We start from the raw sequence: 11644 nt of genomic DNA, 5'->3' as shown, positions 1-11644 counted from the left end.
CTTCGCGCGCACGTCGCGGCCGTTCACGCGATAGGCCGACCCCGCGCCGCGCTCGATCCGTCGGACGACCTCCACCTCGCTTTCGAGCGCGATCGTATCGTTATCGGGCCGGTCGCTTTCGTCGCGTTCGGCCAGGATGGATACTTCGGCGAAATCGCGGGCCGGCCGGGCATCCGTGCCCGCGAAGATCACATCCTCCATACCGCCGCCGCGCATCGACTTGGGCGAGCTTTCGCCCATCGTCCAGCGCAGCGCCTCGAGCAGGTTGGACTTGCCGCACCCGTTGGGCCCGACGACCCCGGTCAGCCCCGGTTCGATGCGCAGCTCGGTCGGATCGACAAAGCTTTTGAAGCCCGCAAGTTTCAGGCGCTTTATCCGCATCGGCGCTGCGCCTCTGTTTCGGTTTGCGGTGTCCCCAAGACCTTCAACCTACTGGACCATCTCCTGGAGCCGCGCGTCGAGCTGTGCCCAGCTCGAAACGCCGCTGACCAATTCGCCGTTGATGAGGAAGGAGGGCGTGCCCGTGATGTTGAGCTGGTTGAGCGCGCGGTTGCGCATCTCCTCAAGCTCCTCGATGGCCGCCGAATCGGTGAGGCACTGGCGCGCCTGCTGATCGGAAATGCCCATGCCGCCGACCAGTTCGATGAGGCCCGAAGCTTCGGCAAAGCCGATAAAGGTCTGGCCGCTCTGCAGGGCTTCCTGCGTGGTGAGCGCCTGGAGCTGCGCCTGGTCGGCTGTCTGGATCGTCTCGAACATATTGTTCTGGTTCATGAACAGCCGCTCGTTAAGCTGGAAGAACGGCCCTTCACCGTTGCAACGCGCGAGCAGCGCGGCGCTGAGGTCCAGCGGATCGCGCACGAAGTTGCGGATCTCGAAGCTCACAAGTCCCTGAGAAATATAATTTTCCGTCAGCGGCTCGTAGCTCTGCTCGGAGAAGGACGCACAGGCCGGGCAGGTCAGCGACGCATATTCGACGACCTTGATCGGTGCGTCCGGGTTACCCATCACAAAACCGCCATCTTCGGTCTTGCTCACGACTTCGACCCAGTTTTGCGACGTATCGACCTCGGCATCGCTCACCGCTGCGCCGCCATTGGCGCTGGTTTCGCCGCCACAGGCCGCCAGCGTCATGCCGAGGGCAATAGCGGAAATTTTCAGAACGCTTTTCATTACTCGCTCACTCCATTGTGTCCGCCGCGGCCAATATCGCGGAGACGCTTGATCTGCAATTGCCGGGGCGGCGCGCGGTCATCGACGAGCGGCGCGCCCTCCGTCGCCGCGACCGAGGCGGCCAGCCCTTCGAGACAGGCGCGCAATTCGGGATCGGCGATTTCGCGCAGCGATTCTCCCAGCGCCTCGGGCACGGGCCGCAGAGACGGTGGTGCGGGCGGGCGTTTCTCAGGGCGCACCGGGCGCCCCTGCTGGATCGCGACGCGCGCTACCGCCGCATAGCCGAAAAACCGGTTTACCCGTTCGATGATCGTGGGCTCGATATGCTGCATCATGGTCGCATGCGCGCCCGCGACATTGAGCCGCAACGTCCCGTCCGAGCGCTTGCCGGCCGGAAAGCGGATCGATTCCGGCGTCGAGACCTCGGCATAGCGTTCGCCGACGATTTCGCGCCAGCGGGTAACGACCGAACTCTGGACGAAACCGAAGCGCCGGAAGGAGGCGCGGCCGATTTCGGGGAGCATATCGCCGACCGCACGCGCGCGGCGGCTGCGCCCGGCTGGTTTGCCGCGTCCCTTGGCCGTTTCGCGCCCGGAAATATTACGGGTTTTCGCCATCCCGTCGCTCATGCCATAGGCCCCCAATGGCTGCCATAAAAACTTTGCGTGCGATGTGGATAATCGGCACACGCGTAAACCTTTCGTAAATGGCTGATTTGGCGGCTTCGCGCGCGATCGGCACGGCGCTGTTGCGCTGGTATGACGCCCATGCCCGGGCCCTGCCCTGGCGCGCGCCGCCCGGCGAACCTGCGCCCGATCCCTATCGCGTCTGGCTCTCCGAAGTCATGCTGCAGCAAACGACCGTTGCGGCAGTAAAACCCTATTTCGCGAAATTCGTCGAAACATGGCCGACGGTTAACGCGCTGGCAGCGGCGGACAGCGCCGATGTGATGGCCGCCTGGGCCGGGCTCGGCTATTATGCCCGGGCGCGCAATCTTCATGCCTGCGCCAAGGCCGTAGTCGCCGATCATGGCGGTCGATTTCCCGAGACCGAAGCCGAATTGCGGACCCTACCCGGTATCGGCGCCTATATCGGCGCGGCGGTCGCGGCGATCGCATTCGGCGAAGCGGCAACGGTCGTGGACGCCAATGTCGAACGGGTTATCGCCCGGCTGCGCGCCATCGAAACCCCGCTGCCCAAGGCCCGGCCGGAAATCCGGCGTATCGCCGAATCGCTGACGCCGGAGAAGCGCCCCGGCGATTTCGCGCAGGCGATGATGGATCTGGGTGCGACAATCTGCACCGCGCGCAATCCCGATTGTCCTGCATGTCCGCTGGAAGGCGATTGCGCGGCATCGCGCGCGGATGATCCCGCGCGCTTCCCCGTCAAGGCGGCGAAAAAGCCCAAGCCCGTGCGCCGCGGCACGGCTTTCTGGCTCGAGCGGCAGGAGCATGTCCTGCTCGTCCGGCGCCCTGACAAGGGCTTGCTGGGCGGGATGCGCGCCTTGCCGAGCGGCCCGTGGGAAGAGCGCCCTTCCAGCGATACGGATGCCCCCGCAGATATCGCGTGGTCGCCGCTCGGCACGGTCAGCCATGTTTTCACCCATTTCGCCCTCGAACTCGATGTGGTCGGTGGACGCGTCTTGACGCGGCCGGACCTGAGGGCCGATTGGGACGGCGAATGGTGGCCGCTCGGTGACATCGAGGATGCCGGCCTGCCGACGGTATTCGCCAAGGCCGCTACGCTGGCCCTTGCGCAGCGGGAGAATGAAACGTGATCACCCCTTTCAACCCCGGTCTTACGGATTCGCGTATCGACCGGGCGGACCAGATCCGGATCGACGAGGAAAGGCTGGCCGATGTCCAGTACAGCCTGCGCGCGCGGCTGCTGAAGCTCGACGATCTCGATCCCGAAATCGGGCCCGATGGTGCGCTGAGCTGGGGATCCATGGCGGACCGCCCGGACGGTGCGGAGCTGCTCTTCCTCGGCCTCGACGGCGAGACGCCATGCTTCGCGCCGCTGATCGAAGACGCCCCGCCGGCGGGTCAGCGCGCCTATGCCGTCTGGCGCTATCTCGACATCATGCCGCCTGAAGAGGCCGCAACCTATGCCGCTGCGCGCTCGCTCATCGAATGGCATCGCGGGCATCTGTTCTGCAGCCGCTGCGGCACGCGGTCCGAAGTCGCCAAGGCGGGCTGGGGCCGCAAATGTCCGAATTGCGGCGCCGACCATTTTCCGCGGGTCGATCCCGTCGTCATCATGCTGGCGACCTTCGAGGACAAGGCGCTGGTCGGCCGCCAGCCGCGCTTTCCGCCGGATCGTTATTCGGCGCTGGCCGGCTTCGTCGAGCCGGGCGAATCGCTGGAGGGCGCGGTTGCGCGCGAACTGTTCGAGGAAGCGGGCGTGCGTGCAACTTCAGTCCGCTATCTCTCCAGCCAGCCCTGGCCCTTTCCCAACACGTTGATGATGGCGTGCATCGCGCCGGTCGAGGACGATGCGCTGACGCTCGACAAGGAAGAGATCGAGGCGGCGAAATGGGTTACGCGCCAGCAGGTGCAGGACGCATTCGACGGCGCGGTCGATGCGCAGTTCATCGCGCCGCCGCATTTCGCCATCGCCCATACGCTGCTGCGCGCCTGGGTCGACGGCAAGTGATTGTGCGCTTGCGATAATGCGCGCCGCTCTTTAAAGCGCTGCGCAACCAATCCGACAGGCGGGAAGCAGAGAATTATGAGTCAGTTCAACACCATCGCCGGCTGGTCGCTGGCAGGCGGCATCGTCGCATTGGGCGCGTCGATCGTCACCAACGGCATGTTCCATGGCGAACGGCCGGAAACGATGGGTTATGTCGTCGAAGGCGTCGTCGAAGAAGGTGGCGACGAGGAAGCCGAAATGACGATGGCCGAAGCCTTCACGCAGGTTACCGTCGAACAGGGTGAGGCGGTCTATCGCCGCTGCGCCAGCTGCCACACGATAAACGAGGGCGGCGCCAACGGCATCGGCCCGAACCTGTGGGGCAAGCTTGGCCGCGATATCGCGTCGGTACCCGGTTTCAACTATTCGGATGCGCTGTCCGGGATCGAGGGCAGCTGGAATTTCGACAATATGTCGGCCTGGCTCGCCCGTCCCGCCGCTTTCGCGCAGGGCACGACGATGAGCTTCGCCGGCCTCTCCGATCCGCTCGATCGCGCGGCAGTCATTCTGTACATGAACGCCAATGGCTCCAACCTGCCGCTGCCCGAACCGCCGGCCGCCGATGAGGGCGATGCCGAGGCGGAAGGCGAAGAGGAGGCACCGCCCGAGGGCGACGCGGCCGATGTCGAAGGCGCCGTCGAGAATGAGGGCGACGCAGCCGGAGCGGTCGAAGAATAATCGCTAACCGCCGGTCAGGACGTTCGGCTCCGCCTTCCAGCCTTTCGGCTCCTCGTAAAAATCGGTGATCATCTTCCAGGCTTCGTCGGCCGTTTCGACGAAGCGGAAGATGTTGAGATTTTCGGGCGAAATCGTGCCCTCCTCGGCCAATGCCTGGAAATCGACGACCCGAGTCCAGAACTCCTTGCCGAACAGCAGGATCGGCACCGGTTTCATCTTGCCCGTCTGCACGAGCGTGAGCAGTTCAAACATCTCGTCGAACGTGCCGAACCCGCCGGGGAAGCAGGCGACGGCGCGCGCGCGGATCAGGAAATGCATCTTGCGCAGGGCGAAATAGTGGAACTGGAAGCTCAATGAGGGAGTCACATATTCGTTCGGCGCCTGCTCGTGCGGCAGCACGATATTGAGGCCGATCGACTCCACGCCGACATCGGCAGCGCCGCGATTGGCCGCCTCCATCATCGACGGGCCGCCGCCCGAGCAGACGACGAACTGGCGCTTGCCGTCCTCGTCGCAATCGCATTCGCCGGCGAGCCGCCCGAGCTTGCGGGCCTCGTCATAATATTTGGCCTTGGCGCGCAGCCGCTCGGCGATCTTTTTCTGTGTTTCGGTTTTTGCCGCAGCGACGACCGCGTCGGCCTTGCCGGGCTCGGGGATTCGTGCGGATCCGTAGATCACAAGCGTCGATCCGATATTGGCCTCGTCGAGCAGCAGCTTGGGTTTCAGCAGCTCGAGCTGAAACCGGATCGGGCGCAGATCCTCGCGCAGGAGGAAGTCGGTATCCTGAAAGGCCAGCCTATAGGTCGGGTGCTCGGTCTGCGGCGTTGAGGTGATATCGCGGGCATAGGCCGCGTCCTCGCCGGATGTGTAGAATATGTGATCGGGAATGGTTGGGTCGTTCATGCTTAGGCCGCAAACTCACATGCAGGGCGTTCGAGGCGCGCCAATGGCGAACCTATCGGGCCGAAAGGCGCGCCGCGAAGGCTGGTTGCCTTTGCAAGCGTCGTTCGGCCCGATAGGGAAGCCAGTGGCGCGTCCCTCCGGGATTTGACCGAAATGGCCCATTGCCGCGTCGAAAAGCCTTGAAATATTGACATATTACCGCGCCTTTCCTCCTTGCACTGGGCCATTTCGCTTCAAACCTCGAACGCCCTGCATGTGAGTTTGCGGCCTACTCTTTAGCGACAATATGGCCCGCGGCTACCCATATCGAAATGAAAATGATCGCGGTGCGCGGCGTTCGCCTCGGGGCCGAGTACGATCTCGAACCGTTCGCAGGCGCCGCGATGCAGGTCTCTCAGAAACGCCCGTTCGCGCCGGTCGCCATTGTTCCAGCCGCCAAGCACTGTGATGCGGCGGCCATCGGCGAGACGGAAGGCGGAAATATCGATGGCATTCGCCTTGCCATGTTCGGAAAGCCGCCCGGTGCCCGCGATATTACGGCATCCATAGGTCCCGAAAGTCTCGACGAGCGTGACCTGCTGCCCGAAATGCTCGCGCGCCGAAGGCTGGAGCACCTCGCGCGTCCAGCGGGCATAGCGTTCGGCGAGCGGGCAGGTCATCGCACCCAAGTTGCGTGTCGGTGTACCCACCTCGACAAGCTGGACCGCGCCGATCGCCCGGCATCCGTTCGAGAAGTGGCGGTCGGGCAGGCGGCGAAAGCGCACATCCTGCCGTTGAAGATTTGCGAGGCACTGGCGGGTATCGGCGCTCGGCGGCGAGAGCCGCTCGACATTTTGCGACGGACGAGGGCCATCGGTGCGGCCATCGATCATTCCGCACGCGGAAAGCAGGACGAAAACCGGAAGGATGAGAAGACGCGAACGCATGCTCGGAAGCCTATCCACACATAGTTAGCAGAAGGTTAACGCGAGCCCCGACGCCCGGGCTTGGACGGACGAAGAGACGGCCTTCAGCGACGGACGGAACTCCATCCCTTTCCTGTGGCTTCGGCCTTCCGACATCCGGAAAGTTTTCGACTGTCAATCAGCAGTTCTGTCGCCGCAGAGTTATCGGGTACCCCACATGGGGTATGACGCCGGGACCATCTCGACATTAGCGCTCTCGTAACCAGAATCGGTGGGGCATGCTCGCGGCGTCCTGATTCATGACAATACACAGTCGTACAATTATCGACTTTTCCTACAATAATGATTTGATAACGATATCTGAACACCAACGGGTCCAAAAGGAGAACAAAAATGGCGATCGAATTTGTCGATCCGGCGGCGCTGGATGAAAGCCGCGACTCGCAACCGATACGGCGGCCATTGGCCAAGCTGGAAAAGCCGCGAGAGGCCGACCACAGACCCGGCCGGTTGGTCGATATCGAGGTCCGGCTCAGCGAAGCAGTGGGTGAGATCGATGCCCAGCTGGAAACCCTGCGCGAACTGAATGCGCGCCTGTTCGGTGACGGGAAAACGAAAGCACAAGGCCAGAGAAATGGGACGTCCAGTCGCAGCGAAGGCATCGTCGCCACACTCGACATCCGGGTGGCCGACATCGAGGACCGTTTGGCCCAGCTCAAGGAACAGATCCGCGCGATCACAACTCTCGTCTGACATTTTTCTCCGTTGACATGCTGCGCCGCAAAACGCATGGCGGCTGCGGGCCACGCTGTCCCAACGCAGCGCGTGCTCTCTGCAAGGAGAGAATGACATGACTAACGAACCTACGGTCCGTCCGGGCCGCCCCTTCTTTTCATCCGGACCTACCTCCAAATTTCCCGGCTGGTCGCTCGACAAATTGAGCACCGAATCGCTCGGGCGCTCGCATCGCTCGAAGCTCGGCAAGGGCCGCCTGAAGTACGCGATCGATCTCAGCCGCGAGATCCTCGGCATCCCCGACGACTATCTGATCGGCATCGTGCCGGGCTCCGACACGGGCGCGGTCGAACTCGCCATGTGGAACATGTTGGGCGCGCGCCCCGCAACCGTCGCCGCCTGGGAAAGCTTCGGCAATGTCTGGATCCAGGACGCGGCCAAGGAGCTGAAGCCCGGCGGGCTGACCGTGCTCGAAGCCGATTATGGCGAAATTCCCGATCTGTGCCAGATCGATCCGGGCGACGATATCGTCTTCACCTGGAATGGCACGACCTCGGGCGCGAAGATCCCCGATACCGACTGGATCTCGGCCGAGCGCGAGGGTGTGACGATCAACGACGCGACCAGCGCCATCTTCGCGCAGGAGATGGACTGGCCCAAGCTCGATGCGACGACCTATAGCTGGCAAAAGGTGATGGGATCGGAAGCTGCACATGGCATGCTGATCCTTTCGCCCCGGGCCGTCGAGCGGATCGAAAGCTACGATCCGCCCTGGCCGCTCCCGAAAATCTTCCGCGTGAAGAAGAATGGCAAGCTCAACCGCGCCATTTTCGAGGGATCGACGATCAACACGCCGTCCATGCTGGCGACCGAAGACTATATCGCCGCGCTCGAATGGGCGCAGTCGATCGGCGGCCGCCAGGCGCTGATCTCGCGCGCCGACGCCAATGCCGCGGTCGTCCAGGAATGGATCGACGCGACGCCATGGGTCCGCAACATGGTCGCCGATCCGGCCAAGCGCACGAACACGGGCGTCTGCATGGTGTTCCAGGGCGACTGGTATGACGGTCTGTCCGAAGAGGACCGGGCAGCCGTGCCCAAGAAGATCGTCGCGATGCTCGAAGAGCGCGGCATCGGCTATGATTTCAACGGCTATCGCGCCGCGCCACCGAGCCTGCGTATCTGGTGCGGATCGACGGTGGAAACCGACGATGTCGCCGCGCTGCTGCCCTGGATCGAATGGGCCTACGCGCAAGTCCAGGCCGAACATTCCAACTAATCCCGTGCTCCTGCGCAAGGCAGGAGCCCAGGGCGGCAAACGCCATCGCTTGCGGCTCTGGATTCCTGCCCTCGCAGGAATACAGCAGGAGGTAATCCCATGCCCAAAGTACTGATTTCCGATAAGATGAACCCCCGCGCCGCCGAAATTTTCCGCGAGCGCGGCTGCGAGGTCGACGAGAAGGTCGGCCTTGATCCCGAAGAATTGAAAGCGATCATCGGCGAGTATGACGGCCTCGCCGTGCGCTCGGCGACCAAGGTGACGCCCGACATCCTTGAAGCGGCGACCAACCTCAAGGTGATCGGCCGGGCCGGCATCGGTGTCGATAATATCGACATTCCGGCGGCCAGCGCGAAAGGCGTCGTGGTGATGAACACGCCCTTCGGCAATTCGATTACGACGGCCGAACACGCGATCGCGATGATGTTCGCCCTCGCCCGCCAGATCCCGCAGGCCGACGCCTCGACCCAGGCCGGCAAATGGGAAAAGTCCAAATTCATGGGTGTAGAGCTGACCCACAAGACGCTCGGGCTCATCGGCTGCGGCAATATCGGATCGATCGTCGCCGAACGCGCGCTCGGCCTGCGCATGAAGGTGATCGCCTATGATCCCTTCCTTACCGAGGAACGCGCCATCGAGCTCGGCGTGGAAAAGGTCGATCTCGATACGCTGCTCGGCCGGGCGGATTTCATCACGCTGCACACGCCGCTGACCGATCAGACCCGCGGCATTCTCTCCGCTGACGCGCTGGCCAAGACGAAGCAGGGCGTGCGCATCATCAACTGCGCGCGCGGCGGCCTGATCGACGAGGCCGCGCTCAAGGACGCGCTCGAATCCGGCCATGTCGCGGGTGCGGCGCTCGACGTCTATGCCGAGGAACCGGCGAAGGAAAATGCGCTGTTCGGCACGCCGGGGCTGATCTCGACCCCGCATCTCGGCGCCTCGACGACCGAGGCGCAGGTCAATGTTGCGATTCAGGTCGCCGAGCAGATGGCGGATTATCTGGTCAATGGCGGCGTCACCAACGCGCTCAACATGCCCTCGCTGTCGGCCGAGGAAGCGCCGAAGCTCAAGCCCTATATGAAGCTTGCCGAAAAGCTCGGCTCGCTTGTCGGGCAGCTTGCGCATGACGCGGTCAAGGGCATTTCGATCGAAGTCGAGGGCGCGGCGGCACAACTCAACCAGAAGCCGATTACCGGCGCGGTGCTGGCCGGTTTCATGGGCGCCTATTCGGACACGGTGAACATGGTCAACGCGCCATATCTGGCGAAAGAGCGCGGTCTCGACGTGCGCGAAATCCGCCATGACCGCGAGCGCGTCTATCATACGCTGGTGCGCGTTGCGGTGATGACCGAAGAGGGCGAGAAATCGGTCGCCGGGACGCTGTTCGGCGAGGATGTGCCGCGGCTCGTCGAGCTATTCGGGATCAATATCGAGGCCGATCTCGACGGCGCGATGCTCTACGTCGTCAACCAGGATGCGCCCGGCTTTATCGGCCGCATCGGTACGACGCTCGGCGAAGCGGGCGTCAATATCGGCAACTTCCATCTCGGCCGGCGCGAGGGCGGCGGCGACGCTGTGCTGCTCCTGTCCGTCGACCAGCCGGTCGAAGAGCCGGTGATGTGGAACGTCTGCAACCTGGAAGGCGTGAAAACCGTCAAGGCGTTACGCTTCTAATAAATCCCCTCTCCCCACTGGGGAGAGGGTTAGGGAGAGGGGCGGACAAATGACGTACAGGAAAATCGATCCCGTGCTTCTCGCCCGGGCGAAGAAGATGCGGCGTGAACCGACGCCAGCGGAACGAACGCTCTGGCTGGCACTACGCGCCAAGCGGCTCGGCAACACCAAATTTTCCCGTCAGGTCGTTATCGAGCCCTTTATCGTCGACTTTGCTTCGCGCGCGCTCGGCTTGGTTATTGAGATCGATGGCGATACGCATGACATGACTGACGAGAATGAGCTCCAGCGTGCACGTTTTCTGGAGAAACAAGGTTATCGGATCATGCGCTTCACAAATTCGGATGTGCTGGACAATCTGGAAGGTGTGCTCACAGCTATCGAAGAGAAGCTCGGAGATACCCCTCTCCCTGGCCCTCTCCCCGGCGGGGAGAGGGAATGGTGAAGACGATACCGCCCGGATTGCTGCCCGAGGGGCTGCGTGACCGGCTTCCGCCCGAGGCGGAGGCCGCCGCACGGCTCCTGCGCGCTGTTACCGACAGCGTCGCATCCTATGGCTATGAGCGCGTGTCCCCGCCCCTCGCCGAGTTCGAGGAGGGGCTGGTCGGGCAGTTGAAGTCGGACGGCGCGCAGGACCTGCTGCGCATTATCGATCCCGTCTCGCGGCGGACGCTCGCGCTGCGACCGGACATCACCGCGCAGATCGGGCGGATCGCGTCGACACGGATGGCCGGCCGGCCGCGTCCGTTGCGGCTCGCCTATGGCGGCGAAATCCTCAAACTGCGCGCGACCCAGCTCCGCCCCGAACGGCAATTGATACAGGCCGGCGCGGAACTGATCGGCGCGGACAGTATCGCGGCCGCGAGCGAAATTCTGTCCGTGGCGGTGGATGCACTGAGCGAAGCAGGCGTTACCGACATAACGGTCGACCTTACCCTGCCGGACCTCGTACCGACGCTCGCGGACGGCCCTTTCCCGCTTGCGCCGGAACTCGTCGAACCCGTACGCGCGGAGCTCGACGAGAAGGATGCGGGCGCGATAGCGGCGCTCGGCGCCGACGCCTATCTGCCGCTGATCCATGCGGCCGGCCCCGTGGACCGCGCGCTTGAACGCATGCGGGCGATCGATGCGGGCGGCGCACTCAAATCGCGGCTCGATGGTGTCGAACAGATCGCGGCGGCGCTGGACGGCCGCGCCACGATCACGCTCGATCCGACCGAACGCCACGGCTTCGAATATCAGAGCTGGCTCGGCTTCTCGCTCTTCGGCGCGGGCATCGCCGGGGAGATCGGCCGCGGCGGCAGCTACACGATCTGCGGCCCCGATGACGGGGAGGAACCGGCGATGGGCTTTTCGCTCTATCTCGATCCGCTCGTCGATGCGGGGCTCGGCGCGAAAGACAAGCGCCGCCTGTTCCTCCCGCTCGGCACCGATGCCGCGCTCGCCCAGCGCTTGCGCGCCGATGGCTGGCGCACCGTTGCAGCGCTGACCGAGGCAGAGAGCGCGGAAAGCCTCGGCTGCACCCATCGGCTCGACGGCGAGGATCCGGTCCCCGTCTAATCTGCTCGCCGCTGACGCCCGGCCCGGTGAATAGCGGCGTGGA

13 protein-coding genes are annotated in these 11644 nt (G+C 63.8%); 8 read left to right on the top strand and 5 right to left on the bottom strand.

All coding sequences use genetic code 11. The features are described 5' to 3' along the window. The 3 genes from ACTS1Z_RS08795 to ACTS1Z_RS08785 all read right to left on the bottom strand — a co-directional run. The coding region (locus tag ACTS1Z_RS08795) for an AAA family ATPase (RefSeq protein WP_442624077.1) at positions 1–381 on the bottom strand (381 nt) is incomplete at its 3' end. Between the two features lie 48 nt (positions 382–429). Further along, a complete protein-coding gene (locus ACTS1Z_RS08790) occupies positions 430–1170 on the bottom strand; it encodes a thioredoxin domain-containing protein (RefSeq protein WP_442624076.1) in 741 nt (246 codons plus the stop codon). Continuing rightward, positions 1170–1787 (bottom strand): DUF721 domain-containing protein, encoded by a 618-nt coding sequence (locus ACTS1Z_RS08785; RefSeq protein ID WP_442624075.1) that lies wholly within the window; start codon positions 1785–1787, stop codon positions 1170–1172. The genes ACTS1Z_RS08790 and ACTS1Z_RS08785 overlap by 1 nt, the downstream gene beginning before the upstream one ends. Before the next feature lie 89 nt (positions 1788–1876). On the opposite strand from ACTS1Z_RS08785, the gene mutY reads away from it, so the two are divergent. The 3 genes from mutY to ACTS1Z_RS08770 all read left to right on the top strand — a co-directional run bounded on the left by mutY (position 1877) and on the right by ACTS1Z_RS08770 (position 4542). Next, positions 1877–2947, top strand: coding sequence for an A/G-specific adenine glycosylase (gene mutY / locus ACTS1Z_RS08780; RefSeq protein ID WP_442624074.1), 1071 nt, complete (start codon positions 1877–1879; stop codon positions 2945–2947). Next, entirely contained in the window at positions 2944–3825 is an 882-nt protein-coding gene (gene nudC / locus ACTS1Z_RS08775) for an NAD(+) diphosphatase (protein WP_442624073.1), read from the top strand. The genes mutY and nudC overlap by 4 nt, the downstream gene beginning before the upstream one ends. A gap of 75 nt (positions 3826–3900) precedes the next feature. Next, the gene (locus tag ACTS1Z_RS08770; RefSeq protein ID WP_442624072.1) at positions 3901–4542 is read left to right on the top strand and encodes a c-type cytochrome; all 642 of its coding nucleotides are present in this window, start codon (positions 3901–3903) and stop codon (positions 4540–4542) included. A gap of 3 nt (positions 4543–4545) precedes the next feature. Here the strand turns inward: ACTS1Z_RS08770 and ACTS1Z_RS08765 are convergent, their stop codons facing one another. Further along, positions 4546–5445 (bottom strand): TIGR00730 family Rossman fold protein, encoded by a 900-nt coding sequence (locus ACTS1Z_RS08765; protein WP_442624071.1) that lies wholly within the window; start codon positions 5443–5445, stop codon positions 4546–4548. Between the two features lie 275 nt (positions 5446–5720). Continuing rightward, positions 5721–6371: an extensin-like domain-containing protein gene (locus tag ACTS1Z_RS08760; protein ID WP_442624070.1), complete on the bottom strand. Its 651-nt coding sequence runs from the start codon at positions 6369–6371 to the stop codon at positions 5721–5723. A gap of 372 nt (positions 6372–6743) precedes the next feature. On the opposite strand from ACTS1Z_RS08760, the gene ACTS1Z_RS08755 reads away from it, so the two are divergent. The 5 genes from ACTS1Z_RS08755 (at position 6744) to ACTS1Z_RS08735 (ending at position 11601) form a co-directional block, all read left to right on the top strand. Next, positions 6744–7103, top strand: a complete 360-nt coding sequence (locus ACTS1Z_RS08755; RefSeq protein WP_442624069.1) for a hypothetical protein — start codon at positions 6744–6746, stop codon at positions 7101–7103. Positions 7104–7200: 97 nt separating this feature from the next. After that, a complete protein-coding gene (locus ACTS1Z_RS08750) occupies positions 7201–8364 on the top strand; it encodes a phosphoserine transaminase (RefSeq protein WP_442624068.1) in 1164 nt (387 codons plus the stop codon). Between the two features lie 99 nt (positions 8365–8463). After that, on the top strand, positions 8464–10041 hold the full coding sequence (gene serA, locus ACTS1Z_RS08745; RefSeq protein WP_442624067.1) for a phosphoglycerate dehydrogenase: 1578 nt from the start codon (positions 8464–8466) through the stop codon (positions 10039–10041). A 49-nt stretch (positions 10042–10090) separates the two neighbouring features. Then, entirely contained in the window at positions 10091–10486 is a 396-nt protein-coding gene (locus ACTS1Z_RS08740; RefSeq protein WP_442624066.1) for an endonuclease domain-containing protein, read from the top strand. Beyond that, a complete protein-coding gene (locus ACTS1Z_RS08735; protein WP_442624080.1) occupies positions 10483–11601 on the top strand; it encodes an ATP phosphoribosyltransferase regulatory subunit in 1119 nt (372 codons plus the stop codon). The genes ACTS1Z_RS08740 and ACTS1Z_RS08735 overlap by 4 nt, the downstream gene beginning before the upstream one ends. Positions 11602–11644 lie beyond the last annotated feature (43 nt).

Origin of the sequence: Parasphingopyxis sp., from assembly GCF_052168295.1 — a bacterium.
Classification (GTDB): Bacteria; Pseudomonadota; Alphaproteobacteria; order Sphingomonadales; family Sphingomonadaceae; genus Parasphingopyxis.
This window is presented reverse-complemented; position numbering and strand designations above follow the sequence as displayed.

What these genes read in the sequence shown, in the direction of transcription:
- ACTS1Z_RS08790 (WP_442624076.1), bottom strand. Translation starts at nt 1,170, where the DNA reads ATGAAAAGCGTTCTGAAAATTTCCGCTATTGCCCTCGGCATGACGCTG.
- ACTS1Z_RS08785 (WP_442624075.1), bottom strand. Translation starts at nt 1,787, where the DNA reads ATGGCGAAAACCCGTAATATTTCCGGGCGCGAAACGGCCAAGGGACGC.
- mutY (WP_442624074.1), top strand. Translation starts at nt 1,877, where the DNA reads ATGGCTGATTTGGCGGCTTCGCGCGCGATCGGCACGGCGCTGTTGCGC.
- ACTS1Z_RS08770 (WP_442624072.1), top strand. Translation starts at nt 3,901, where the DNA reads ATGAGTCAGTTCAACACCATCGCCGGCTGGTCGCTGGCAGGCGGCATC.
- ACTS1Z_RS08765 (WP_442624071.1), bottom strand. Translation starts at nt 5,445, where the DNA reads ATGAACGACCCAACCATTCCCGATCACATATTCTACACATCCGGCGAG.
- ACTS1Z_RS08760 (WP_442624070.1), bottom strand. Translation starts at nt 6,371, where the DNA reads ATGCGTTCGCGTCTTCTCATCCTTCCGGTTTTCGTCCTGCTTTCCGCG.
- ACTS1Z_RS08755 (WP_442624069.1), top strand. Translation starts at nt 6,744, where the DNA reads ATGGCGATCGAATTTGTCGATCCGGCGGCGCTGGATGAAAGCCGCGAC.
- ACTS1Z_RS08750 (WP_442624068.1), top strand. Translation starts at nt 7,201, where the DNA reads ATGACTAACGAACCTACGGTCCGTCCGGGCCGCCCCTTCTTTTCATCC.
- serA (WP_442624067.1), top strand. Translation starts at nt 8,464, where the DNA reads ATGCCCAAAGTACTGATTTCCGATAAGATGAACCCCCGCGCCGCCGAA.
- ACTS1Z_RS08740 (WP_442624066.1), top strand. Translation starts at nt 10,091, where the DNA reads ATGACGTACAGGAAAATCGATCCCGTGCTTCTCGCCCGGGCGAAGAAG.